The following is a 25,225-nucleotide window of genomic DNA, read 5'->3' as shown; positions in this document are numbered from 1 at the left end:
GGGTTACTCCCCCGCGGGGTAGACGATGCCGGCGGGGATGAGGGTGTGCAGCTGTTCGGCCAACTGCGCGGTCAGGGCCGCAGCGTCCACGCCCAACAGTTGCGCCAGCGCCGCGCCCACCTGGCCCAGGGTCAGCGTCCCATCGGCCACCCCCACGAACCCTGCCAGCGCTGTGTCCGTGTCGAAGGTCCGCGCGAATCCCGTGCCCTGCTCCAGGGTGATCATCGTCGGCTCCTCGGCGCCCGGGGTGAAGTGCCGGTGCTCCGTGACATCGCTTGCGCGTAGGAACTTCGTGCCCACCAGCTCCGCGAAGTCCACACCGGCCAGCCACTGCAGCATGGCCAGCCGGGTGTCCAGGTGCAGTGCCAGCCCTGCGTTGTTCGCGCCCAGCGTCCCGCTGATGACTTCCAGGTGGCGCAGCGGCTCGCCCGCGCCGACTGTCTCGCCGGACTCTGCACTTTCGGCGCTCCCACTGGGCTCTGCGTCCTCGGCCCGCTGCATGCGCACCCAGCCGAAGGCCACCTCGGACACTGTGCGAGCGCGGAAGTCCTCCAGCCAGGTGGCCGTGTCGGCGTTCCAGCGCCGTGAGGCACGCGGCACCCCGCCATCGCGAATCCAGGTCTCGGCATAGGCCACGGCGTCGAGCCGTTCGCGTTCGATGATCATCACGTCGGTGTCGTCGGCGGTGATCCAGGCCAGCGGATCGGACTCCCAGTTGCCCAGGAAGGCCGCCTGTCCCCCGGGACGCAGGTGCTCCGGCGCGCCGGAGAGGACCGCGCGCATCAGCTCATCGCCGGGCCTCCCGCCGTCGCGGTACTCCAGGGTCTGCGTGTGGCCCTGCGGGGTGATGACGAAGGGCGGATTGGACACCAGCAGGTCCACGGGTTCGTCCAGCGGCTCGAACAGCGAGCCCAACCGGGTCTGAACATTGTCCAGCCCCGCCAGGCCCGCGCCCAGCCGGGTCATCGCCAGGGCGCGCTCGGAGACGTCCGTGGCCACCACGCGCCGGGCATGCCTGGCCAGCAGCAGGGCCTGGATGCCGCAGCCGCAGCCGATGTCGGCCGCCAGTTCGACCGGCCGGCGCGGGGTGATCTCGACCAGGGTGCGCCCGGCCCCGCCCAGGCCCAGCACGAAATCGCCCGCGACCTCGCCGCGGGTCAACGTCCCGTGGTCGGAGAACAGGTAGAGCACATCGCCGGCCGGCCGACCGTCGGGGAAGTACCGGGGCACGCCAACGGGCACCGCATAGGGCTTGAGGTCCAGGGTGGCGTGGATGCCGTCGGGCCCCTCGACCAGCAGGCCGGCGCCGCCGAGGTCCCGCAGCAGGTCGGCGCCGAAGGTCGCCTCCGCCGCGGCCCAGTCGACTCCGGCGTCGAGCACGAACAGCCGGGCCAGCACGGGCAGTCCGGCTTTGGCCCCGCGGGTGAACCACAGGGCCGGGGCGGCGTTGTTGCGCTCCAGGGCCGCCTCGATCCGGGTGCCCCAGTGCCCACGCAGCCCAGCCGGGGTGAAGTTCGCGTCCGCGAGCACGCCACGCAGCGCGGCCAGGGTGCCACTATCCGACTCCGGCACCGCGGGGGTGGCCGGGGTGCTATCCGCCGGGACCTCTGCCGATTCCGCCATCATGCCTCTTCCATCGGTTCGTCGACGTCGATATAGGCCCGGATCCGCCCGGCCTCGACATTGCGGCCCAGCGTGGCCAGCACGCCGGCGTAGACGGTGGCGATCGCGGTGCGCGCGGGCCCAGGCACACCCACCACCTTGTCCAGGGCACCGGAGAGCACGTTCGCCGCATCCTCGAGTTGGTCCGCGGCGATCAGCGCCTGGGCCGCAGCGTATTCGGCATAGGCCGCGTTCTCCTCGTCACCGGTGCCCAGATAGCCATCGGCGGCCTGCAACAGCTGGGGCACCGCCTCATCCGTGTGGCCCAGCCGCAGCAGGGTCCGCCCGTAGGTGTCGCGGGCATCGGCGATGTACCAGGGATGCAGCCCGGCCTCCTGCGAGTCCTCCAGCGCCGTGCGCAGCAGCTCGAGTCCGGCCTCATCGCCAAGTTCGCCCAGCACCCGGCCGACGTGGCGCTTGGCCGCCACCAGCAGGGTCGTATCGGCCGAGCGGGCGGCCAGCTCGAGCACCTGGGCGGCGAACCGCCTGGCCTCCGCCTCCTCTTCCGCGCGCAGCGCCAGGTCCATCAGCTGCCTGCCCGATTTGACGCCGAAGGAGATCGCGAACTGCGCGTCCTGATGCTCCGGGGCCTGTTCGGAGGCCGCCTGGGACACCAGCAGGGAACGCAGCCACGCGGTGTAGGCGGCCTGGTAGTACTCGCAGGCGTTCGCCGCCACCCCCAGCCAGTACTGGGACAGGGCCGTCTCCCCCGGCAGCGTCGACTCATCGGCCTCGAGCCCGTCGGCCAGGTCGCTCAGGAGGTCCAGCGCGTCCTCGGCCATTCCGGCCCCCAGCAGGCTCTCGGCCTCCCATACGACCATCTGGCTGTCCGCCGGCTGCCCGGCCTCCCTGGCCGAGGCATTGAACACGTGCAGGGCGGCGGCCACCTGCGGCCCGCGGTCGAGGCTGAACAGCAGCCGGGCGCGCAATCCGGTGACCTGGTGCAGGGGCAGCAGGCCACGGTGCGCCAGTGCCACGTCCGCGGCCTGGCCCGCCAGGCGGGCCGCCGCCTCGGCATCGCCGTCGATCTCCGCCGCTGCGACCGCGCGCAGATAGACCAGGTCGTAGACCTGCGGACCGCGGGGGTCCGCTTGCGCCAGGGCGTCGAGCAGTTCGAGCTGGGTCCTGCCCTCATCTGCGTCGATCGGCACCAGCCAGGCCGCACCGGTCAGCGCCGTGCGCACCGCATCCGCATCGCCGGCCGCGGCTGCGACCAGGCGCGCCGTGCGGTAGAACTCGTAGGCCATGGATTCCATCTGCCCGCGGGTGGCGTCGTCGAGTGAGCGGTCGCCGGAGCGGGCCCGGAAGTTCCTGGCCTGGGCCAGCAGCAGCCGTGCCCGGCCCCGTCCGGTTTCGGTCGACTCCGACTCCGTTTCGAGGATCCGGCCGATCTCCTCCGCCTTGTCCTCGTCCGGCCCGCCCAGGGCCAGGTGCCCGTATGCCCGCTCGAAGGCGGCCTCGGCCGGCAGGCCCAGGGCCTCATAGGCGGCGACGCGCATCGTCACCGTGTGGGCGATGTCGGCCGAGCGCGCCATCCGGCTCAGGTCCAGGGACTCATCGTCCAGGGCGCCGGCGTCCGCTGCGATTGTGTGCAGTTCGCAGGCCAGCTGCCATAGATAGAGCCGGTCAGCGGGTTCCGGGTCCAGGGCGAATGCGGCCCGCAGCGCCCGGTCCGCCGCCGCCAGGTCCCCGTCGATCAGCCGCCAGGCCACCAGATCGGCCCAGCCGGCGGCGTCCTGCGGCTGGGCGGCCGGCTGTGGGGCCGCGGGCGGCACCTGGATACCGAAGAGCAGGTCCCGGCCCTGCCCCACGCGAACCCGTGCCAGGTCGAGGCGCGCATGGAAGCGCCCGTTGTCATTGCGACGGTCGAAGGCCGTGGCGATCCGATCCGCCGTGACCTCAGCGACCTCGGCCAGCCGGTCCACCGTGTAGGGCCCCGAGTGCTCGCCGAGCACCGGCACCAGACGGGGGTCGTCGGAGCCGCGCACGGTCAGCGAGCCGTGGCCTGCCGCCGCGATGATCCGCAGCGCGGTCAGCAGATGGGTCAGCACGCCGAAGTGCCCGCCGACGTCCAGGGCGTCGTGGCCCAGCTGGGGCAGGTGGCGCTCCAGCAGGGTCAGGGCCCGGGACAGGTTCCCCGTCAGGGCGCAGAACTCGATGTGCGCCGCCACCACCGGCAGCAGCGCATCGTTCTCCTTGGCCATCCGGTAGCCGGCCCGGTGGGCGAACAGCGCGTCATCGTCGCGTCCGGCGTGCAGCAGCGGCACCAGGACCGAGGCCATCACGGATTCGGGCTCCTCACCACAGCTGAACTGCCCGGCCAGGATCTCGTCGTAGTACTCCAGGGCCCTGGCCTCGTCGCCGCGCTCCAGATAGTAGTCGACCAGTTCGGCGCGCTCGCAGGCCTCGCAGTGGCTGTACTCATCGCGCTGCGTCATGGTCAACAGCTGCCTGTACTCCTCCGCCATGTCCAGATCGCCGGTCCGGTAGGCCTGGGAGAAGCGCGCCTGGTAGACCCCGGACAGGCCTACGCCCTCGCGCCGGTAGCGCTGTTCCATGTCCGCCAGCGCATCGGAGACGTCGGCCAGCCGGAAGGCGGGATTGGTGGCCAGGGTCGCGGGGATCCACTTGTAATACCAGAGCAGATCGCAGTCGTCGACCACTGTCGGGAAGCGCTGTGGGTCGGACTCGTTGTGGGTGACGCACCAGGCGAAGTTCTGCAGCACGCCGTCGACGTCGCCGCCCATTTCGGCGAAGGCCACCAGGCGCATCCGCACCCGGTATTCGGTCTCCTCGTCCCCGGCCGCCCGCACCAGTTCCAGCGCCTCGTCGAGCAGTGCACGACCGGTCGGGCCGAAGGGCAGCGCGTCGACGCGGGCCAGCAGCTCGGCCGGGCCCATGTTCTGTTCACTCATCACCGCTCCCCTCGACGGTCCCGTCCCCGGTCCCGTCCCCGGTCCCGTTGCCCGTCGGGTCCGGGCTCTCGACGCTCAGCGTCACGATGTCGGTCAGCGCCCGGTCCAGAATCCGCCGGTCGCCGCGCTCCAGGCTGCGCCGACCGGCCATCAGCGCCTGGACGTAGAGGACCCGCACCGTCGGTGCGAAGGCCGGTCCGGTGGATTCGGCCAGGGTGCGCACCAGCCGGTTGTGCCAGTTCAGGCACAGGCGGCCCACGGGCCCGGCCGGGGCCGCGGCCAACTTGCTCAGCAGGGAACCGAACAGGCCGCCGGACTCCCGGGCCACCTCGGCCCTGGTCGTCTGTTCGAGCACCTGGCCGTCGACGACGTAGACGGCCGCGACGTCTGCCGGGGCGAAGCAGCGGACCGTCACACCGGTATCCACATCGTCCAGGGCCGCGGTGCAGCGGGCCTCGAAGGCGGTGACCGCCGGGCGCTCGGCCAGCGGCGGTTCGGCCAGGGCGTCGACCAGCTCCGTCGCGCTGGCCGGCACCACCACCGCGCCCGGCACGATTTCGGGCAGCCGGTGCAGCAGGGCCTCGTCGTAGACGTAGCCGGCGTTGACCAGCGGGGCGTCGGGGGCGGCCAGCGGGCTGAGCTGCCGGAATTCGTCGACACTGGTCGTGTAGCGCAGCCGTGGGTGGGCGCGCACCAGGTCCGTCAGCAGGGCGGGGCCGGCCGAGGTCTCGAACCGCAGGTGCGGCAGCAGCAGGTCGGCGAGTTCCTCGTCGTGGACGGCCACCGCTTTGAGCCCCAGCTGGTGGATAGCCAGGAATTCGCTCAGGGCCGCCGGCCGGGTGGCTGCGATCGAGAGCACCCAGCGGCGCAGGGTGTCACCGATCGCGTCGCGCGTCAGGTCGAGGGCGGCGTCCTCGATGAGCGCCTCGCGCGCGGCGGTGGGGTGCAGACCGGTCGTGTTGACGACGCAGCGGACGAAGAAGCCCCATTCGGGCAGCAGATCGTCCAAGCGCTCCGACAGCAACATCCCGCCCAGATAGGCGCGGGTGGCCTGCCGGGCACCGGGTGCCGGGGCATAGGGCAGAACGTAGGCGACGCCCGTGGTACCGGTGGCGGGCACGTCCAGCGGGATCGCCTCGATGGGCCGCGCGCCGATCAGCTCCTCGCCCAGCTCCAGCAGCGCCGAGGCATCCGCCTGGGCCGGATTGCAGAAGACGGGGGCGCGGTTGATCCGCTGCTCCCGGCCGTCGACGCGCACCACGTCGACCGGGGTGGGCAGATACTCGCCGAAGCGCCGGGCCAGTTCGAACACCGACTTCTCCCTGGCCAGGTCCGCATCGTCCCCGCGCGGGCGCAAACGCACCCGGGTGCCCACCGGCATGGGCTCGTCCGTTTCCCGGACCGTGAACGTGCCGTCGGCCCGGCCGGTCCATGCCACACCGGGACCGCCGGCGGCCGAACGGCTGAGCACCGTGATCTCGTCTGCGATCATGAAGCACGACAGCAGCCCGATGCCGAACTGCCCCAGGCGGTCCGACCTGGGCAGGTCCAGGAAGTCGCGTTTGGACGAACGGCCGACGGTCGCCAACAGGTCCGAGACCTCGGCGCCGGTCAGGCCGATGCCGTCGTCGGCGACCTGCAGATAGTCCTGCCCCGGCCCCAGCGGGGTGATGATCATGCGCGATCCGCCACCGTCGGCCGCGCGGCGCGCGGCGATCGCATCGTGGGCGTTCTGCATGAGTTCGCGCAGATAGACCTGCGGGCCGGAGTAGATGCTGCGCGACAGGAGTTCGACGACCCCGCGCAGATGCACTTGGAAGGGCCGGGTAAGTTCGTTCGTCACCCATCCAGCCTAACGGCGGCGGGGATAATAGTCCCCATGGCCTCCTCCCAGTTGATCGACCTGCTCACCGCCCACGGCGCCAGAGCCGATCGGGTGACGCATCTCGAGGCGCTGCCTGCCCGCTCCGCCCGGTACGCCGACTGGCCGGATTGGCTGCACGCCGAGGTCCGGGGCGTGATCGAGCGCACCGGGATCGCCCGGCCCTTCACCCATCAGGCCGCCGCCGCGAATGCCGCACATGCCGGGCACGACACCGTTATGGCCACCGGCACCGCATCCGGGAAGTCGCTGGGCTATCTGCTGCCGATCCTGGATGCGGTGGTCCGCACGCGCGATGACATTCCGGTGCGTCAGGCCACCGCCATCTACCTGTCCCCGACCAAGGCCCTGGCCCACGATCAGTTGGGGGCGCTGAAGAGCCTGCCACTCAAGGGCCTGCGGCCGGTGGGATACGACGGGGACGCCGCCCAGGCGGACAAGGACTGGAGCAGGATGTACGCCAATGTCATCCTGACGAATCCGGATATGCTCCACCGCAGCGTGCTGCCGAACCACATCCGGTTCGGCCGCTGGTTCAAGGCGCTGCGCTATATCGTGATCGACGAGGCGCACCGGTACAGGGGCGTCTTCGGATCCCATGTGGCACTGGTGCTGCGCCGACTGCTGCGGATCGCCGCCCACTACGGTGCCGCGCCCACCGTGATCGGGGCATCGGCGACGATGGCCGAACCGGCCGCGGCTTTCGCCAGGTTCACCGGACGTCCGGCGGTGGAGATCACCGAGGACGGATCACCGCGCGCGCCGGGCACGTTCGTGCTGTGGGAACCGCCCCTGACCCCGGCCGCCGACGCCGCGCTGGCTGCGGGTTTCGCCGACGCGGGGCCGGACGACGGGGACAGGGGCGGTTTCGCCAGAGGGGCCGCGGCGGCGGAGGCCCGACTCGAAACGGAGGCGGCCGGCCTCGACGACCCCTGGGAGGATTCCGCCGGGCCCGCAGCCCTGGCCACGGCGAGCGCACTGCCGGCGGACGCCCCGGTGCGCCGCTCGACGATATCGGAGGCCGCAGACGTGTTGGCCGATTCGACCTGTGCGGGCCTGGGCGCGATCGCCTTCATCGCCTCCAGGCGGGGCACCGAGGTGCTGGCCGATGCCGTGCGCACGAAGGTTTCCGATGTCGCCGACGAGCTGGCCGGGACGGTGGTGGCCTACCGCGGTGGGTATCTGCCGGAGGAGCGTCGGGCCCTGGAGCTGGGCTTGCGGGGTGGCAGGCTGCACACGGTCGCCTCGACGAACGCGCTGGAGTTGGGCGTGGACTTAAGCGGGATGGACTTGGTCGTCATGTGCGGCTGGCCGGGCACCCTGGCCAGCCTGTGGCAGCAGGCGGGGCGGGCGGGCCGGGCCGGGCGCGAATGGCTGGCCGTGCTCATCGCCCGCGACGATCCCCTGGACACCTTCGTCGTCCATCATCCCGAGGCCGTCTTCGGCGCCCCAGTGGATGCCGGGGTGATCGATCCGGAGAATCCATATGTGCTGGGCGGGCACCTGTGCGCGGCGGCCCAGGAAGTGCCGTTGACCGGGGAGGATCTGGAGTTCTTCGGTCCGGGTGCCGCCGAGGTCGTGGCCGGGTTGACGGCGGCGAAGATGCTGCGGGCCCGGCCGGCCGGCTGGTTCTGGGCCAAGGCGGAGTCCGCTGCCGCGTTGACCGATATCCGCGGTTCGGGGCAGGCGCAGGTGCGCATCGTCGAGGCCGCCACTGGGACCCTGCTGGGCACGATCGACGATGCCGCTTCCCATGCGCAGGTGCATGCCGGGGCCGTGTACCTGCACCAGGGAGTGGGCTATGTGGTCACCGAGCTGGACCTGGCCGAGCGGGTGGCGCTGGTGGTGCGGCAGAAGGTGGACTATTCGACGCGGGCGCGCACGCTCAGCGAGATCACGGTGGAGTCCTGCGAGGAGTCCTACACGCTGCCCTCGGGGGCCACGGTCAACCACGGCATGGTCGTCGTGACCGAGCAGGTGACCGGGTATCAGCGCAAGCAGAACGGCACGGGCGTGGTCCTGGGCGAGTTCCCGCTGGATCTGCCGGGCCGGGATCTGCGCACCCATGCGGTGTGGTGGACCGCGCCACCGGATCTGTTGGAGGACGCGGGAGTGGATCAGGCGCAGCTGCCCGGTGCGGTGCATGCCGCAGAGCATGCTTCGATCGGCCTGTTGCCCCTGTTCGCCGGGTGCGACCGGTGGGACATCGGCGGGGTGTCGACGGCCATGCACGTGGACACGGGGCGGGCCACGGTGTTCGTCCACGACGGGCAGGCCGGCGGGGCGGGCTTCGCCGAACGTGGTTTCGCCGGGTTCGACGCTTGGCAGCGGGCCACGCTCGAGGCGATCGAGTCCTGTGAGTGTGTGGCCGGCTGTCCGTCGTGTGTGCAGTCACCCAAGTGCGGCAATGGCAACGATCCACTGGACAAGGACGCTGCCCGACGCCTGCTGCGCGCCCTGCTGCACACTCGATGAGTGGGTCGATCATCCAGTGGCCGGTTCATGCGGATTTTCGGGCTCGAATGTGCGCGAACCGGTCAGTCAATGGTCCCTCACATCATCCAGTGGGAATACTCAGCGGGAAAGTGTCCCGCCGGCCACGGCTTTGGATTTGATCGCGGGGAAGGGCGGTGGCGCCTTAACCTGGACGGTCACAGTGACGCGGCCCAGATCGGGACGCGCAATGCACTCGACGAGTTTCGCGCCCGCCCGTTTCTCCGTCATCTCCTTGGCCACCCGGCAGGGCTCCCCCGGTGCCCGGCCCCGAGCGGCGTCGGCCGCGGCCAGGGCGACCAAATCCGCCAGGGCGTCAGCGCGGGTCTTCGCGCCGAAGGCCCGCGACATCAGTCCCAGGGAGGCGATCAGACCCAGGCAGGCCAGCATGATGCCGATGCTCACGACGGTTGAGGACCCACGATCATGGCCCGATCCAACGCCGCGCCGATCGGGCCCGCTCATGATCCGCTCCCTCCTTCCGTGCGGGCCTCCGCGGTGGCGTCCACGCGCTGTTTGATGAAGTGCAGACTCTTGGGCAATCCGATCTCCACCGACACCCGCGTGTACTCGCCGTCACGGGTGATCTTCACGGCCGCACTACTTCCCGCTTTGGCCTGCGCCGCCTTCGTCACCGCGCTCGAGGCCTCGCCGCGGGCCGCTTCGCGGGCACCGGCCCGGGCGGCCTCGTACGCCTGGAGCTGGGTCAGGCCGATGGTCGCGGTGCCCAGGACCATGAGGATGATCAGCACGATGGCCGGCATGATCATCGCGAACTCCGCGGCCGCGGCGCCCCGATCGGACCGGGCACCGGCGGAACCGGCCCGATCCGCGGTGATCCTTTCGGCTCCGGTCCCTCCCGTCCTGGTCCGATCGGGGCTACCGTGTCCGCTCATCTCAACCGCCCAGTTTCAGCGCGTTCGTGATGATCCCGGTGATCGCATCGCGCAGCGGTTCGCTCTTGAGGATGACGACCAGGAGTGCGGCGAACCCGCAGGCGGCCAGCGTGGTGATCGCGTACTCCGCGGTCGTCGCGCCCCGATCCGAGCGCAGCCGGGCCAGGCGTCGCGCGTGCCGGGGCGCCGGCGGGTCGGTGACCCCATCGGGTTCAAGGACCGGTGCCGGTTCCGGATTCTCGTTCTCTGCGTGGGTGTTCATGGTTCTCTCCTTTCGAATCCCGGTGCCGGATCGCCCGGGTTGTTCCGAGTCTGCGCACCGGGTGTCCAGACCGCCAGAGGCATTCGCGCGGCTGTGGAGTCCCGCCCACCGTCCACAGGCCGATGATGCCGTGGTCGTCCCGGCTTCCACAGGAGCCGATGCGTCGGTGCTGCTCGGGCGCTCAGCCGAATAGCCCTCCGAAGTCCTCCACCAGGCTCAACAGCACGGGCACCACGCCCATCAGAATGAAGGCAGGCAGGATGCACACGCCAAGCGGAATGACCAGTTGGGTGCCCAGTCGGGCCGCGGCCAGCTGACGTCTGCGGTGTTCGCCCCGCCCCAGGTCCCCGGCCAGTCCGCGCAGCAGCGGTGCCAGAGCCACACCGGTCGTCGAGGAGAACACAATGAGCTCGGCTACCTGTTTCAGTGGGCCCTCGGCCACGGGCTCGCCCAGTACCACTGCGCGGGCCAGCCGCTGCAGGCCCGCTCCTGCGGTGCTGCGGGACTCCGCCGCCAGTTCCAGGGCCCGGGCCGTCGGCAGGCCCGCGTCCAGACAGATCGCGACGAGTTCCAGTTCGAACGCCAGGTCCGTAGCCGTCCCGCCTCTGCCGGGCTCACCGGTTCCGCCCGCCGCACCGGCTTTGCCCGGATCGTCGGCGCCTCCGGCCTCGGCAGGAGCATCTGCCCCATCCGCCCGGCGAATGCCGGGGGCCGCTGCAGCCGCCAGCAGGCCGCGCAGCCGCCGGTGGCCGGGGCTGCCCCACAGGCACACTGCGCAGGCGATGAGAAGTCCCGCGGCACAGCACAGTGCGAAGGTCATGGCCGTCTCCTATTCCGCTTTTTTCAGCATCGCCCGCATCCAGGCGCGCCCGGCCAACAGCAACGCGACCCCGCAGACCAGGCTCAGGGCGCCGGGCACACCGGTGATGAGCTCCAGCGGGTTGGCGCCGATCAGCAGGCTCAGGCCCAGACTGATCACGGGCAGCCAGGTGAGCACCCTGACCGTGGACTGGGGACCTGCCAGTGCGACCGCGCGTTCGCGCTCCGAATCGGCCCGGGCACGGCAGGATTCGGCGTAACGGCCCAGCATCTCGGCGGCCGGGGCGCCGGCGGTCTGGGCGACGAACCAGACGGATGCCATCCCCTCGAGGATGCGCGCGATCTGCGGGGCCGGTCGGGCCTGGGCCAGTTGGGCCCGGATCGCCGTATGCGGGGCCTGCCCGAGTTCCAGAGCGCGCGCCACCTTCTCCAACAGAGTCCGCAGCCCGGGCTCGGTGCCCGCCCTGGCCACCTGGCGCAGGGCATGAGCCGGGGCGACTCCGGCGCGCAGCAGTGCGGTGCACCGGTCGACGATGGCGATCGCGGGTTCGGCCGGGTCTGCGTCTTTGTCCCGGCGCTTGTGCCCTCGCACGGCGCCGGGCCCGTCCCGCGTGGGTCCACCCGGCCCGGCTCCCCCTTGTATGTCGCGGTTTCCACCGGTGGCGGTCTCCTGACCGAGGTGCCCGCCGGTGCCGCGGGCCAGGGCGCGGAAACGCTCGGTCGACCTGTCGCGCAGCAGCCAGACGGCCAGGCCTCCGCAGCCGACGGCCAGGATCAGCAGAATGGGCGTGAGCACAGTGGCCTCCTCGGGTCCTTGGTGTCTCAGTACCGGTTATCCTCACTCCGGGTTGTCCCATCAGTCCCGGTCCCGCTCGGCGCACAGTCCGCGGAACCGGGCCCGTCCATCCGCGGTGAAACCCCTGCCGGCAAGCCACAGGGGCTCCATTGAACCGGTGGCATCCGGAACGGCGACCTGTTCCACGTGGCGCCGGACTCCGGTGCGGCGCACGTGGACGACCGCGTCGATCGCGGTTGCGGCCTGGGCGCGCACGGCGGCGGGACTCATCCCGGCCAGGGCGCCCAGGGCTTCGAGCCGGGCGGGCACGGATTCTGCGGTGTTCGCGTGCAGGGTCGCGCAGCCGCCCTCGTGGCCGGTGTTCAAAGCGGTGAGCATATCGCGGACCTCGGCGCCACGGCATTCGCCCACCACCAGGCGGTCGGGCCGCATCCGCAGGGCGTTGCGCACCAGGTCGGCCATGGACACCAGGCCGGCGCCCTCGATGTTCGCCTGGCGGGCGGCCAGCTGGACGACGTGCGGATGGGCGATGACCAGTTCGCGGGAGTCCTCGACGACGATGATCCGCACACCGGGGTCGACCTCGGCCAGCAGCGCCCCCAGTAGGGCGGTCTTGCCGGTGCCCGTGCCCCCGGAGATCAGGAAGTTCATCCGCGACTGCAACATCTGCAGCAGTACGTCCGCGACCTCGGCCTCCAGACCCCCGGTGTCGACCAGTTCGGCCAGGGTGAAGCCGCGCGAGCGCGGGACACGGAAGGACAGGGCCGTGGTCTCACCCGACAGCGGTGGGATGACGGCGTTGAGCCGCACCCCGTCGGGCAGCCGCACGTCGACCAATGGGACCGCGTCGTCCAGGCGGCGCCCGCCCAGCCCGGCCAGACGCACGGCCAGGGCCCGCACATCCGATTCGGTGCCCAGGGAGATGGGCACGGGTTCGAGGCCCGCGCCCGCGTCGATCCACACGTCGTGGGGGCCGTTGACGAACAGGTCGGTGGTCCCGGGGCGGTCCAGCAGCGGCTGCAGGGGTCCGGCCCCCGCCAACTGTGCCGAGACCCGGCCCACCAGTTCCAGCACCGCCGCGGCTCCCAGCACCCGTCCGGTCCCGGCCAGCGCGGTGGCAACCGTGGCAGGGGTGATGGGTCCGGGGTTCTCCAGCAGATAGGTGCGCACATCCTCGATCACACCCGCATCGATCCAGTCGTTCATGCGCCCGTCACCCGGCCCAGCAGGTCCTGGGCCAGCCGGCCCAGGTGCGTCCGCGACCCGGGCAGGCCGTCGCCGCGGTCCACCCCGGCGGCCAGTTGGGGATCATCGCGCAGGGTGCCCAGCAGGTCCAGTCCCATGGTCTGGGCGACCACCTGCGGATCCAGGCCCGCCCGGCCGGTCTGGCGCACGACGAGCCCCACGGAGGCGTGGACCCCTGCCAGACGCGCGGATACCCGGGAGGCCGCCACGGCTGCGCGGACGCGGGCCGGGGTGACGACCACGACCTCGTGGCAGGCGCGGACCCGGTCGATCGGCGTGTGCCGGGGCAGGTCGACGACGACTAAATCGAAGGCCTGTTGGGCGGCGGACAGGACCGTGTCGAAGACCTCGGCTGCCAGATCGTCGACGCCGTGGCGGTCCCAGGACAGGATCGCCAGGTCGCCGGCGCGCGGCAGCGCCTGGGTCAGGGTCGAGGGCAGCAGCCTGCCGCGGGAGGCCGCCAGGGACGGCCAGCGCAGGCCCTCGGCGTCCTCGCAGCCCAACAGCAGATCCAGTCCCCCGCCCAGCGGATCCGCATCGAGCAGTACCGTGGACAGACCGGATTCAGCGCCGTGGCGGGCCAGCGCGCAGGCCAGGACGCTGGCGCCGGCACCCCCACAGCCGGCCATGATGCCGTAGGTGGGTGCGGATTCCCTGGCGGGTTCGACCGCCTGGATCATCCGCTGGGTGAGCCATTCGGCGGCATCGGGCAGGACGGCCACGTGGTCAACGCCCAGTTTGGCCGCCAGCACCCATGTCGCCGAGGCCGGTGACAGGGATACCAGGACCGTGGCCGGCCCGCTGATGGCCGGGCGCACTGCGACGTCCTCGCCGAGCAGGACCAGGACCGCGTCCTGCCAGCCGCCGGCGTCGGGGGCGCGGACGTCCAGGCTCAGGCCGATGCCGTCGGCCAGGGCGGCGCAGTGTTCTGACAGGCTGGTCAATTGGCTGAAGAGCACGATTCGAGACATGCCCCCAGCGTGGGCCGGTCCCCGGAATTCGGCCATCGACGCATCAGCGGCCTGTGGACGAACCCTCGTCGTCCACAGGCCGCTGATGCGTCGATCGGCAGGGGATCCCCAGCCGAGTGCCTATCGGTTCACATCCGAGTCAGGCGCGCTGAATATCGCTGAGATCGCGCAGCACGCCGGTGCGGGCGTCTCCGTTGTTCTGCACCAGGAATGAGCCCTGCCGCTCTTCGAGGGCCAGGAACCATTCGCCCGGGGTCACCATGAACACGGTCGCCCCGGTGCCGGGGTCCACCGCGGGGCGCACCGTGCCGACGGCGAACCAGAAGGGCTGCCCGCCCGCGGCCGGCTGGGCCGTGGCAGGTCCCTGGTCCGCGGCCGAGGCCTGTGCCGCCGGTTCGCCCGCCGAGGCCTCGGCGGCCTGCTGGGCGGCGGTCGGTTGCGCCTTGATGCCGATACCGGGCTCGGCCCGGTCAGCGGAATCCGCGGCGGCGGTCACACCCGGGTCGGCGGCGGAAGCGGAGTCCTCACGCAGCGGATTGAAGGCGAGGGTCGCCTCGGGGTCGGGCCGATCGGCCGCATCGTCCGTGACAGCGGGCTGCTCGGCGGACTGCTGCCCGGCAGGCTGTTCGGCCTCGGTCGATGTCGCGGCATCGTCCGGCCCGTTGTCCGTGGCGGGAGCGGTCTGCTCGGCAGACGCCTGCTCATCGATGCCGCCCCACGGTGCGGCCGATGATGCCTGTTCGGCCTCCGGCTGCTGATCCGCAGGGCCCTCGGCGCCGGGGAACCCGGCCGCGGGGACGCCCGCATCCTGGGACGCCGGGGCAGAGGGGCCCCACTCGTTTCCGCCACCCGGCGCCTGCGGGGCCGGGGTGTTCGGGCCGGAGCCCGCCGGAGTCTGCGCCCCGGGACCGTTCGGAGCGGCGGGACCACCGGGGGCTGCCGGAGCGGCGGGACCGTAGGAGCCGCTCGGCGCGGCAGACGCGCCGGGTGCGGCCGGCTGGGCCGCGAAGCCGCGGGCCTTGGGCGCCGCAGGAGCCTCTTCACGCGCCTGGAATTCCGCGGCGAAGAACGGGATCATCGTGAAAACGCCCGCGAAGAAGCCCACCAGGGAACCGAGCAGCAGCAGGAACCCGCCGATGTGGAAGTACGGGGCCGAAGTCAACAGGAAGATTATATTCATCGCGAAGGACACACTGGTCAACACTGAGATGACCTGGTCGATGCCCAACGATCCCAAGCGCCGGGGGAAGCCCGCAGCCGTCTTGTTCAACAGCGAGAGCACTGCGGCGGCAATCAGCGGAAGCGCGCCCAACACGATCGCGCTGAGGTAGACGACGTTCCAGTGCCACATGAACGTCGACTCGCTGAAGCCGTCGTAGTAGGCGTTGCCGGCCACGGAGAAGCGGCGGAACGGCAGCACCAGCGACAGGAGGGCGAACAGCCCTGCGATCCACAACAGCAGATCGCGCAGGGAGAAGGAGGCGAAGAGCATGCCGGGCTGCTTGGGCTTGGGTGGAGTGGCGATCGGTGCGAACCCGGCGGGGCCCGCCGAACCACCCGGGCCATAGGGCGCGCCCGCCGAGGGGTAGCCCTGGGGGCCCGAGGGATAGGGCTGTGCGCCGGGCTGCGAGCCCACCGGCGAGGCCCCGGCCGGGCCGAAGCCGCCGGGAGCCGAACCGTACTGCGCGGGCTGGGAGCCGTATGGCCCGGGGGCGGGTTGAGAACCGACCGGCGGCTGCTGTCCGGGGCCCTGGGGGCCGAATCCCTCGGGTCCTGGTCCTTGGGGTCCTGGTCCCTGAGGCCCAGGTCCGAACGGACCCGCTGCCTGCGCTTCACGGTCGGGACCGGGCTGACCCTGTCCCTCGGGTCCGGATCCCTGAGGTCCGGGGCCCTGGGGCTCTGGTCCCTGCGGGCCGAATCCCTCAGGCCCTGGGCCCGGACCAGGCTGGCCGGCATGGGGCTGGCCGGGCCCCGGCTGTCCGGGCTGCCCCGGATTGCCCGGTTGCGGACCCCATTGCCCGGGCTGGGGCTGGCCGGGCTGGACGCCATAGGGATCGGGTTGTGAGCCATAGGGACCCGACTGCGGCCCATAGGGCGCGGGTCCGGGCTGGGGGCCCCACGGTCCGGGCTGCCCCGGTCCCGGCTGACCATATGGTCCGGGTCCGGGCTGCCCTGCTCCGGACTGCCCGTATGGCCCCGGCTGGCCCGGCTGACCGTACTGGGGCTGTCCCGCCTGTCCCGGTTGCCCGGGGTACTGCCGGCCGTCCTGGCCGGGACCCGGGTACGGCTGCCCTGGTTGCTGTGGTCCCGATCCCTGAGGGCCGGGTTGGTTCGGAGTGCTCATGGGATGACTCTCCTCGGATCGCATTCGGTCGCCACCGGCGCCAGGCACCGGCGACGGCTCCGCTGTCCCGCCCGATTGGCGGCTTGCCGACTTCCATCCTCTCATCCTTCGCCGCAGCGCGCCCGGTCAAACGTATTGAAAGAGACATGGACCACCACGGCGCAAGCAAGGCCCGCGCAACATGGCTGCAACTGCGAAACGAGTATCCTTGGCAGCGGAAGCACCACCTCAACACCCATCAACGATGCCGGGAGGTATGAAAAGTGGCCGAACAGAATATCGAAACCCTGTCCACCGAAACCAGGGAATTCCCGCCGCCGGCGGCCTTCGTGGCGCAGGCCAACGGGACCCAGGACCTGTACGAGGAGGCCAAGGCCGACCGCCTCGGCTTCTGGGCGAAGCAGGCCCGCGAACTCATCGACTGGGAAACCGACTTCACCCAGACCCTGGACTGGAGTGATGCGCCCTTCGCCAAGTGGTTCCCCGACGGCAAGCTCAACGTCGCCTACAACTGCCTGGACCGGCACGTGGCCGCGGGCAACGGCGACCGCGTCGCCCTGCACTTCGAAGGCGAGCCCGGCGACACCCGCACCTACACCTATGCCGAACTGACCTCGGCCGTGGCCCAGGCCGCCAACGCCTTCACGGAACTGGGAGTCAAGGCCGGCGATCGTGTTGCGATCTACCTGCCGATGATCCCCGAGGCCGTCATCAGCATGCTGGCCTGCGCCCGCCTGGGCGCCGCGCACTCCGTGATCTTCGGCGGTTTCTCCGCCGACGCGATCCACTCGCGCGTGCTCGACGCCCAGTCCGAACTCGTCATCACCGCCGACGGCGGCTACCGCCGCGGCAAGGCCTCGAACATCAAGGGCACCGTCGACGCGGCACTGTCGCCCGGGGACACCCCGGTTGAGAACGTGCTGGTCGTCAAGCGCACCGGCGGGGACGTCGACTGGGTCGAGGGCCGCGACCTGTGGTGGGACGATGTGGTCCCACGCCAGTCCGAGCAGCACACCCCGCAGGCATTCGACTCCGAACACCCGCTGTTCATCCTCTACACCTCCGGCACCACGGGCAAGCCCAAGGGCATCCTGCACACCTCCGGCGGCTATCTGACGCAGGCCACGTACTCCATGAAGTACGTCTTCGACGCGAAGCCGGAATCGGACGTCTACTGGTGCACCGCCGACGTCGGCTGGATCACCGGGCACTCCTACATCGCCTACGGCCCACTGTCCATGGGCATGACCCAGGTGATGTACGAGGGCACCCCGGACACCCCGCATCAGGGACGCTGGTGGGAAATCGTCGAGAAGTACAGGGTCACGACCCTCTACGCCGCCCCCACCGCGATCCGCACCTGCATGAAGTGGGGCGAAGAGGTTCCGGCGAAGTACGATCTGTCCTCCCTGCGGCTGCTGGGCAGCGTGGGCGAGCCGATCAATCCCGAGGCCTGGATGTGGTACCGCCGGGTCATCGGCCATGAGAAGGCGCCGATCGTCGACACCTGGTGGCAGACGGAGACGGGCGCCCATATGATCGCCCCACTGCCCGGCGTGGTCGCGACCAAGCCCGGTTCCTCCCAGCGTCCCATTCCCGGCATCAGCGTGGACGTGGTCGACGACAACGGCAAGCCGGTGGGCAACGGCGAGGCCGGCTACCTGGTCATCACCGAACCGTGGCCGGCGATGCTGCGCGGGGTCTACGGCGATCCGGAGCGATTCAAGGAGACCTACTGGTCGCGCTTCCCCGGCATGTACTTCGCCGGAGACGGCGCGCGCAAGGACCAGGACGGCGACATCTGGTTCCTGGGCCGCGTCGACGACGTCATGAACGTCTCCGGGCACCGCCTATCGACCGCGGAGATCGAGTCCGCCCTGGTCTCCCACTCCTCCGTGGCCGAGGCCGCGGTCGTCGGTGCGGCCGACGACACCTCGGGGCAGGCCGTGGTGGCGTTCGTCATCCTGCGCGGGGGCAAGGAGTCCGGGCCGGAAACCGTCGAGGAACTGCGGGCCCATGTGGGCCACGAAATCGGTGCGATCGCCAAGCCCAAGCGGGTCTACATCGTCGACGAACTGCCCAAGACGCGCTCGGGCAAGATCATGCGCCGCCTGCTCAAGGACGTCTCCGAGGGCAAGCAGGTCGGCGACGCCTCGACCCTGGCCGACGCCTCGGTGATGGACACGATCGCCCGTGAGGTGCGCGACTCGCAGGCCTGAGTCGCGGGCATCGTCACACGATTGTGCCCACCACCTGACGCGGGCGCGGGGGTTTCCGGCTAGGCTTGGACTCAGCGAAACCATATATCCCGCGCCCGCGCGGGCCCCGGCGGCCCGTATCCCGCGCACCCCGTACGAGGAGTCATCCACATGGCCGAACGGTCCCTTTCCGAGCTGATCACCGATATCAAGTCGGACGCCCAAGCTTTGGCCCAGGAGGAAACCGCGCTGGCCAAGTCCGAGGCCATCGAAGGCGCGAAGAACCTGGGCATCGGCGGCGGCCTGGCCGGCGCTGCGGCATTCCTGCTGTTCATGTCGTCCTTCGCAGCACTGTTCTGCGTATCGGCCGCCCTGCACGAGGGCGCCGGCTGGCCCTGGTGGCTGAGCTTCCTGGTCGTCTTCGCCCTGCTGGTCGTCATCGCCGTCGTCCTGGTGCTGGTGGCCGTGCCTCTGCTGAAGAAGGGCAACCCGACCCCCACCGGCGCCATCTCCGGTGCCAAGCGGGCGTTCCGCCAGCTGGGCCGCGCGGTGCGCAACCCCTCGGGTCCGCGCCGCTGAGCACACAGGGCTGAGCACACACAGGGCCCCGCACCACGGAAACGTGGTGCGGGGCCCTGTGCTGTGGTGCGGCCCGCCGGATCAGTCGCGATCGGCGGTGTCGTGGGCGATGAACACGGCGGTGGCGGCCGCGGCGGCCACCGCCAGCGTCATGGCGATCACGGGGCGGGGTTGATGACGCGGCCCCAGGTGGACTTATTGCCCCAGATGTTCTGGCGCAGCCCCTCCAGCTGCAGGATCTGGCTGTGGTCGACGAACAGATTGCACTCATTGCCGTAGTTCTTCACGTACCACTCGAACACGGGGCCGTCGGCGGCCTCGAACATGATGTTCTCCAGGCCCAGGCCGTTGATGATGGAGGCAGCGGCCGCGGTGTTCCACTCGGTGACGTTCTCCGTGATGCCCTCGGACTCGATCATGATGATCGAGGCGCCTGCGTCCAGGGCGCGCTTGCCGCGGTCCACCAGGTCACCGACGTCCTTCTTGGTCTCCGCGGCCAGTTCGGCCTCGCCGGAGTCGCCGCCGGAGCCGATCTGGATGCCCAGTTCCGGCTTGGCCTTCAGGCCGGCCTTGACGACCTTGTCCACCAGGCGCTCCAGGCCGGAGGTCGGCAGCATGATGAAGCCGGTGGAGATCTCGATGACGTCGAAGCCGACCTCCTTGGCCTCCTTCAGGTACTGGTCGACGGCGTCGGGGCCGTAGCGCAGGACCGTTTCGATCCAGCCGCCGGAGGACACGTAGGCGTTGTTCTCATGCGCGATGTCGCTGAACTTCCGGACCTGCTCCTTGGGCACCAGGCTGAACGAGCCGCCTGCCCATTTGATCCCGTCGATCCAGTTGCCTGCCACATCGAACACGTCCTGCATGTGCCGGGTACCGTAGGTGGAGTAGTAGGGGGCGCGGATCTCCGTCATGCCGACCTTGCGCGGCTTCTGCGGCCGGTAGGCCCGCGGGACGAAGTTGAACGAGGTGTCGAAGTCGATGGCGTTGCTCATGATGTCTCCTTGTGTGTTCTGGTGTTCGGATGTTTCGATGTTCTGATGTTCTGTGCTGCTCGGGCCGGGGTGCGGACGGCGAATCCGAGCCCTGGTGCCGGGGTCCGGCTCACAGCCGTTCGGTCGACACGCCCGCCAGCAGTGCAGTGAGGTCGGCGGTCGTGTGGTGCTCCAACCCGTGGACCACCTCGGCGATCTCATCGCGCTGTCGCCCCGTGGTGAAGGGGCCGGCGACCGCGTCGAATTTGGCCCTGGCCCCCGTCCAGTCCAGCGGCTGGGTGGTGAAGCCGTCGTAGGCGTCGGCCTCGGCGTGCAGCACGGTGCCGTCATCCAGTTCGACCTCCAGATAGGCCGGCATCTCCGCTGGGAAGCGGGCGGAGAAGTCATCGCGCGGGGTGATCGTCACCTTGGTCATCAGGTCCTGCACGTCGTCTGCGGTGATGCGCCAGGATTCGTACTGGGCCGGGTTCAGCTCCCCGTCCAGCAGGACCACCGCCAGCATCCAGGGCAGTGAGTGGTCCGCCTCCTCCTTGGTGAGCACCAGCTGTTTGGAGCCCTCCTCGCCGCCGCCGATGATCGAATGGGCGACGTCGAAGGTCTGCAGGCGCACCGCCTTGATCCGCTCCGGGTGGAACTCGTCGATCCGGCGGATCTCCTGGGCGGCGTCCAGGGCCGACTGCGAATGGATCTCCGCATTGTGCTTCTTGATGATGGTCCTGGCCACCGATTCCAGGTCCTCGGCGGACCAGTCGATCGTGAAGTCCCCGGCGACGGAGTCCTTGAACCCCTTGTTGCCCTCGAAGACCTCCTCGGGTCCGGTGATGCCGCGGCCGGCCAGCATGGCCGACCAGGTGCCCTCCTTGGCCACGTGCGGATAGGCCAGGCCCTTCCAGTGGCTCAGGTTCCCGGTCCGGGTGACCCGCAGGGCCACGTTCGCCGTGCCCGCCATCGCTGCGGCATTGGCGATCTGTCCGGCACTCAGTCCGAAGGCACGCCCGGCCGCTGCCGCCGCCGCGAAGGCGCCCTGCGTGGTGTGGTCGAAGCCGCGGGCGCGCACCGGCGCGACATCGGACAGGCGGGTGTGGATCTGGTAGGCCACCGCGAAGGCAGTCAGCAGTTCCTTCCCACTGGCCCCGGCGGATTCCGCGGCCGCCAACACGGCTCCGAAGTTATCGGAGGGGTGGTTGGTCTCCCCGGGCGCCAGATAGGCGTCCATGAAGTCCAGGTAGCGGCTGAGTGCGGAATTGTAGAAGGCGGCGCGCTCCGGGCTGGCCGATCCCCCGCCGATCAGGGTGGAGCGCAGGCTTCCCAGGTTGCCGCCGGACTCGGTGCCGGCCGCGGCGGGGGCGGTCGCACGGTCCCCTTCGAGATCGCCGAGCAGGCCGCGGATCGCCTTGAGCGGTTCCGCGTCGAGTGCGCCGATGGCCACGCCCAGGGTGTCGAGCACCCGGATCTTCAGCTGTTCGAGCGCCTGCGGGCTCATGTCGTCCAGCTCGGCACTGGCTGCGAAGGCGGCCAGTTGCTGGACCTCGGTGCCGGGAGTGGCCGAGGCCGGGGCGGCTGTGCCCGTTTCTCCGGCTGTCGCCGTGTTCGGTGCTGCGGCGTTCGGTGCTGCCGTGTTCGGTGTTGCGTCGATGGTTGTCATTGGTCCTCCACAACAGTGCATGTTCTGTGCTGTCGTAGAGCTACCGATCAAGGGCCCATAGATTTAGGTAACATCTACGTTCCTTAATCTAATAGGTATGGCTTATTTAGCAACCCCTAAGTGACCTACCTCACTAAAAATATCTCGATGTCAAGCAAAATCAGGGGCGCATCTCAATCGCCCGGCGCTTGTCATAGGGCCGCGCCCAGCCGGCCGAATCCAGGGCGAAGTCCAGCAGTCCGGCGGTGAAACCCCAGACCGTCAGCACCCCGGCGTCGAAGGCGGGCGTGTAGAAACGCGAGCCCGGCACCGCATAGCGGCCCCGGTTGCCCGGAGCCACCAGATCCGCGATCGGCACCCGGTAGACCTCCTGGGACTCCGCCCTGTCCACCACCCGCACGTCCATGGGCGTCTCCCACCAGGCCAGCACCGGCGTGACCTCGAAGCGCGAGACCGGCACATAGACCGGCTCCAACGAACCGGCCACCCTGATCCCGCCGGCCGTCACGCCAGTCTCCTCCCAGGCCTCGCGCAGAGCCGCGGCGACAGCATCGGCGTCCTCCGGGTCGCGGCCGCCGCCGGGGAAGGCCACCTGGCCCGCGTGCTTGCGCAGCGTACTGGCGCGCTTGAGCAACACCACGTCCACATCCCCCACGCCCAGGCCGTGCAGGCGTTCGAGCTCCGCCCGGCCCGCCGGTGTGCGCGGAGCCTGGGTCCCACGACCGAAGAGCATGAGCACGCTGGCGGCCCTGGCGCCGGCGGCCGGTGCCGGCCGGGCGGCCAGCCACGAACCCGACAGGGACCGCCCCGCCACGCCGCGCAGGCTGGAGAACAGCGGATCCGGCTGGGGATCGTCTGGCAGGTGCAGGCTCATTGCGCCTCCCCCGTTCCCGAGGCGCCCGGCGCGGAAGAATCGGCCACGGCACCGTTCGCGGCGCCGCGCGCGGAGGCCGCGGTTTGCCCCGCCTCGGCGCACAGGCGTGCGTACTCGGCCTCGCGCCCCGGCGCCATCTCATAGGTCAAAAGGGCCCGCGCCTGCTGCGGGTCGACCTCGCCGATGCCGAAGCTGGGACACAGTGCGGTGATCGGGCAGGCCCCGCAGGCCGGTTTGCGGGAATGGCAGATCCGCCGTCCGTGGAAGATCAACCGGTGGGACAGCATCGTCCAATCCCGTGGTTCGAACAGCTCGGCGACATCGGCCTCGACCTTCACGGGGTCCTCCTGCGCGCTCCAGCCCAGCCTGCGGGCCAATCTGCCGAAGTGCGTGTCCACCGTCAGCCCCGGCATGCCGAAGGCATTGCCCATGACGACGAAAGCGGTTTTGCGGCCCGTCCCTGGCAGGGTCGTCAGCTCCCGCACCGTGTCCGGGACGACGCCGTCGAAGTCGGTCACGAGCTTGTTCGCCAGTGCCACGATGTTCTTCGCCTTGGCCCGGTAGAACCCGGTGGGGCGGATGATCGACTCGACGTCCTCGATCCTGGCAGCCGCCAGTGCGAAGGCGTCGGGGTAGCGGGAGAACAGCTCCGGGGTGACCTGGTTGACCCGCACATCCGTGGTCTGGGCGGAGATCACGGTGGCCACCAGCAGTTCGAAGGGATTGCGAAAATCCAGTTCGGCATGGGCATAGGGATACGTGGCCGCCAGGATCCGATTGATCTTCCGGGCCCTGCGCTTGCGTCCCAACGGGGTCTCGCGGGAGAACTTCCTGGCCGATTTTTCAGCGAGCGTCAACACCCGTCAAGGATACGCGGTGCCAGACACCGATGCTGTGGAGTGCTGCCCACCTGGGCATCCGGTACCACGGCCGGGCGACGGCGATGCCGCGCACGGGCAGCGATGATGCCGCAGCCGCGCGCAGTCGTCGGAACAGTCACCCCCACCCTGTGATTGTTCGCACTGACCGGGTAGATTAGTACCAGTAAGTGATCATGAGCGTTGGATCGGTGCGCGTGGTAGTATCCTTCGCGCTCGCGGATCGAAAGCTATTAACGGAGGTATCCACGTGGACATAGAGGTAGTGCGCAGCGCCGCACTGTTTTCGGGTCTTGACGACGAATCCACCAGTGCCCTCTTGAAGTTCATGAAGCCGCGCAGCCTGCGCCGCGGCACCGTGCTCTTCCACGAGGGTGACAGCGGCGATGAGCTCTACATCATCTCCAGCGGCAAGCTGAAGCTGGGGCGCGAATCGTCAGACGGCAGGGAGAACCTGCTGACCGTGCTGGGGCCCGGCGAAATCGTCGGCGAACTGGCCCTGTTCGATCCGGGCCCACGGTCCACCACCGCCACCGCGGTCAGCCAGACCGAACTGCTCAGCCTCAAGCACGAGGATCTGCTCAACTGGCTGTCCGAACGCCCGCAGGCCGGCATGAACCTGCTCAAGGCCTTGGCCCAGCGCCTGCGCCGGACCAATGAGACCGTTGGCGACCTGGTGTTCTCCGACGTCCCCGGCCGTGTCGCCAAGGCCCTGATCGACCTCTCGGAGCGCTTCAACAAGCCCGCTCCCGACGGCATCCTGGTCGCCCACGACCTCACGCAGGAGGAACTGGCCCAGCTGGTCGGCGCCTCGCGTGAAACCGTGAACAAGGCGCTGGCGGATTTCGCCCAGCGCGGCTGGATCCGTCTGGAGGCCCGCGCCGTGGTCATCCTCGACATGGACCGCCTGCGCAACCGCGCGCACTGAGCGACCCAGCACGACAAACACGCCGTTCCTCCAAGAACACCCCACTACAGGGGCAGGTTCTTGGGGGAACGGCGTGTTTGCGCGTTCAGGCCCTGCTATCCAGGTACTCCAGCTGAGCGCGCACGATCTGTTCGACGGCCGGGCGCACATTGTCCGGCACCTCCGCGTACACGATGTCCGCAATCGCCTGCACACTCGTCGCACCCTGGGCCCTGACCGCCTCGACCTCACCGATGCGCTCCTGCCGGTGATTCACGTAGTACTCCAGCCAGCCCACCGGATCCGTGACCGTAGGACCGTGGGCCGGTTCGATCACCGTGAACTGGCCGGCGATCGCCATCGCCAGCAGCGACCCCAGGCTGTCCAGATAATCCGCCAGAGAGCCCTCCGGATGAGTCACCACTGTGGTTCCGCGGCCCAACACGGTATCGCCTGAGTACAGGGTGTCCCCGTGCAACACGCTGATCGAATCCGCGGTATGGCCCGGGGTGGCGATGAGTTCGACGGTGTCGCCGCGACCGGGTCCGAACCGCACCTGCTGTCCGTCGGTTACCGGTGCGGTGTGCCGGGCGAAACGCCGCAGCCCCGCGTAGACGGGGACATCCGGGGCCCATTGGTCGATGGTGGCCAGCATGTCGGAGTGGTCCCAGTGCTGGTGGGTCAGCACGATGCCGACCAGCGTGCGCCCGCCGATCGCGGCCAGGAAGGCGTCCCTGTGCGCCGGTAGTTCCGGTCCCGGGTCGATCAACAGCGCCGAGGCGTCGTCGTCTGCGAACAGGACGTAGGTATTGGTGCCGTCCAGGGTCATCGGCGTGGGGTTATCGGCAGTGATCCGCATGTGTC

General features: G+C 70.1%; 21 protein-coding genes. 5 read left to right on the top strand and 16 right to left on the bottom strand.

The genetic code is table 11. The features are described 5' to 3' along the window. Positions 1 to 3: 3 nt before the first annotated feature. The 3 genes from NQ038_RS00980 to NQ038_RS00970 are packed head-to-tail and all read right to left on the bottom strand — an operon-like array spanning position 4 to position 6,420. On the bottom strand, positions 4 to 1,626 hold the full coding sequence (locus NQ038_RS00980; protein ID WP_257061504.1) for a class I SAM-dependent methyltransferase: 1,623 nt from the start codon (positions 1,624 to 1,626) through the stop codon (positions 4 to 6). Then, the gene (locus NQ038_RS00975; protein ID WP_257061502.1) at positions 1,623 to 4,577 is read right to left on the bottom strand and encodes a hypothetical protein; all 2,955 of its coding nucleotides are present in this window, start codon (positions 4,575 to 4,577) and stop codon (positions 1,623 to 1,625) included. Before NQ038_RS00975 ends, NQ038_RS00980 begins: the two co-directional genes overlap by 4 nt. Continuing rightward, positions 4,570 to 6,420 (bottom strand): HSP90 family protein, encoded by a 1,851-nt coding sequence (locus NQ038_RS00970; RefSeq protein ID WP_257061500.1) that lies wholly within the window; start codon positions 6,418 to 6,420, stop codon positions 4,570 to 4,572. Before NQ038_RS00970 ends, NQ038_RS00975 begins: the two co-directional genes overlap by 8 nt. A gap of 36 nt (positions 6,421 to 6,456) precedes the next feature. Between NQ038_RS00970 and NQ038_RS00965 the strand changes: the two genes are divergently transcribed. After that, complete coding sequence (locus NQ038_RS00965; RefSeq protein WP_257061497.1) at positions 6,457 to 8,934, top strand: DEAD/DEAH box helicase; 2,478 nt, start codon at positions 6,457 to 6,459, stop codon at positions 8,932 to 8,934. 99 nt (positions 8,935 to 9,033) lie between these two features. Here the strand turns inward: NQ038_RS00965 and NQ038_RS00960 are convergent, their stop codons facing one another. From NQ038_RS00960 to NQ038_RS00925, 8 genes are all read right to left on the bottom strand, one after another. After that, positions 9,034 to 9,417 carry an Rv3654c family TadE-like protein gene (locus NQ038_RS00960; RefSeq protein WP_257058707.1) on the bottom strand — a complete coding sequence of 128 codons (384 nt, stop codon included), beginning with the start codon at positions 9,415 to 9,417 and terminating at the stop codon, positions 9,034 to 9,036. Then, positions 9,414 to 9,848 carry a TadE family type IV pilus minor pilin gene (locus tag NQ038_RS00955; protein WP_257058705.1) on the bottom strand — a complete coding sequence of 145 codons (435 nt, stop codon included), beginning with the start codon at positions 9,846 to 9,848 and terminating at the stop codon, positions 9,414 to 9,416. Before NQ038_RS00955 ends, NQ038_RS00960 begins: the two co-directional genes overlap by 4 nt. Before the next feature lies 1 nt (position 9,849). Continuing rightward, complete coding sequence (locus tag NQ038_RS00950; RefSeq protein ID WP_257047957.1) at positions 9,850 to 10,110, bottom strand: DUF4244 domain-containing protein; 261 nt, start codon at positions 10,108 to 10,110, stop codon at positions 9,850 to 9,852. Between the two features lie 181 nt (positions 10,111 to 10,291). Continuing rightward, positions 10,292 to 10,930: a type II secretion system F family protein gene (locus NQ038_RS00945; protein WP_257061495.1), complete on the bottom strand. Its 639-nt coding sequence runs from the start codon at positions 10,928 to 10,930 to the stop codon at positions 10,292 to 10,294. A 9-nt stretch (positions 10,931 to 10,939) separates the two neighbouring features. After that, positions 10,940 to 11,725, bottom strand: coding sequence for a type II secretion system F family protein (locus NQ038_RS15520; protein ID WP_257061494.1), 786 nt, complete (start codon positions 11,723 to 11,725; stop codon positions 10,940 to 10,942). Between the two features lie 60 nt (positions 11,726 to 11,785). Next, on the bottom strand, positions 11,786 to 12,931 hold the full coding sequence (locus NQ038_RS00935; RefSeq protein ID WP_257047954.1) for a TadA family conjugal transfer-associated ATPase: 1,146 nt from the start codon (positions 12,929 to 12,931) through the stop codon (positions 11,786 to 11,788). Then, positions 12,928 to 13,941 (bottom strand): septum site-determining protein Ssd, encoded by a 1,014-nt coding sequence (gene ssd / locus NQ038_RS00930; protein ID WP_257047953.1) that lies wholly within the window; start codon positions 13,939 to 13,941, stop codon positions 12,928 to 12,930. The genes NQ038_RS00935 and ssd overlap by 4 nt, the downstream gene beginning before the upstream one ends. 139 nt (positions 13,942 to 14,080) lie before the next feature. Then, complete coding sequence (locus NQ038_RS00925; RefSeq protein WP_257061491.1) at positions 14,081 to 15,577, bottom strand: hypothetical protein; 1,497 nt, start codon at positions 15,575 to 15,577, stop codon at positions 14,081 to 14,083. A gap of 81 nt (positions 15,578 to 15,658) precedes the next feature. On the opposite strand from NQ038_RS00925, the gene NQ038_RS00920 reads away from it, so the two are divergent. The 3 genes from NQ038_RS00920 (at position 15,659) to NQ038_RS00910 (ending at position 19,062) form a co-directional block, all read left to right on the top strand. Beyond that, positions 15,659 to 16,006, top strand: coding sequence for a hypothetical protein (locus tag NQ038_RS00920; protein ID WP_257061490.1), 348 nt, complete (start codon positions 15,659 to 15,661; stop codon positions 16,004 to 16,006). A gap of 542 nt (positions 16,007 to 16,548) precedes the next feature. Continuing rightward, positions 16,549 to 18,504, top strand: a complete 1,956-nt coding sequence (gene acs / locus NQ038_RS00915) for an acetate--CoA ligase (RefSeq protein WP_257058694.1) — start codon at positions 16,549 to 16,551, stop codon at positions 18,502 to 18,504. A 150-nt stretch (positions 18,505 to 18,654) separates the two neighbouring features. After that, positions 18,655 to 19,062, top strand: coding sequence for a phage holin family protein (locus NQ038_RS00910; protein ID WP_257047949.1), 408 nt, complete (start codon positions 18,655 to 18,657; stop codon positions 19,060 to 19,062). Positions 19,063 to 19,220: 158 nt separating this feature from the next. Here NQ038_RS00910 and NQ038_RS00905 read toward each other — a convergent pair whose 3' ends face one another. The 4 genes from NQ038_RS00905 to nth all read right to left on the bottom strand — a co-directional run bounded on the left by NQ038_RS00905 (position 19,221) and on the right by nth (position 23,436). Further along, a complete protein-coding gene (locus tag NQ038_RS00905; RefSeq protein ID WP_257047948.1) occupies positions 19,221 to 20,057 on the bottom strand; it encodes a phosphosulfolactate synthase in 837 nt (278 codons plus the stop codon). A gap of 109 nt (positions 20,058 to 20,166) precedes the next feature. Then, a complete protein-coding gene (locus NQ038_RS00900; RefSeq protein WP_257061488.1) occupies positions 20,167 to 21,702 on the bottom strand; it encodes an MmgE/PrpD family protein in 1,536 nt (511 codons plus the stop codon). Positions 21,703 to 21,862: 160 nt separating this feature from the next. Further along, positions 21,863 to 22,576, bottom strand: a complete 714-nt coding sequence (locus NQ038_RS00895) for a CoA pyrophosphatase (protein WP_257047945.1) — start codon at positions 22,574 to 22,576, stop codon at positions 21,863 to 21,865. After that, positions 22,573 to 23,436: an endonuclease III gene (gene nth / locus NQ038_RS00890; protein ID WP_373456757.1), complete on the bottom strand. Its 864-nt coding sequence runs from the start codon at positions 23,434 to 23,436 to the stop codon at positions 22,573 to 22,575. The genes NQ038_RS00895 and nth overlap by 4 nt, the downstream gene beginning before the upstream one ends. A gap of 268 nt (positions 23,437 to 23,704) precedes the next feature. Between nth and NQ038_RS00885 the strand changes: the two genes are divergently transcribed. After that, positions 23,705 to 24,382: a Crp/Fnr family transcriptional regulator gene (locus NQ038_RS00885; protein ID WP_257047942.1), complete on the top strand. Its 678-nt coding sequence runs from the start codon at positions 23,705 to 23,707 to the stop codon at positions 24,380 to 24,382. A gap of 85 nt (positions 24,383 to 24,467) precedes the next feature. On the opposite strand, the gene NQ038_RS00880 is transcribed toward NQ038_RS00885, so the two are convergent. Next, positions 24,468 to 25,220 carry an MBL fold metallo-hydrolase gene (locus NQ038_RS00880; protein WP_257061485.1) on the bottom strand — a complete coding sequence of 251 codons (753 nt, stop codon included), beginning with the start codon at positions 25,218 to 25,220 and terminating at the stop codon, positions 24,468 to 24,470. Positions 25,221 to 25,225: the final 5 nt, after the last annotated feature.

It is taken from the genome of Brevibacterium sp. 50QC2O2 (assembly GCF_024580675.1).
Classification (GTDB): Bacteria; Actinomycetota; Actinomycetes; order Actinomycetales; family Brevibacteriaceae; genus Brevibacterium; species Brevibacterium moorei.
The sequence above is the reverse complement of the archived record's forward strand: the minus strand, read 5'-3'. Positions and strand labels throughout refer to the sequence as shown.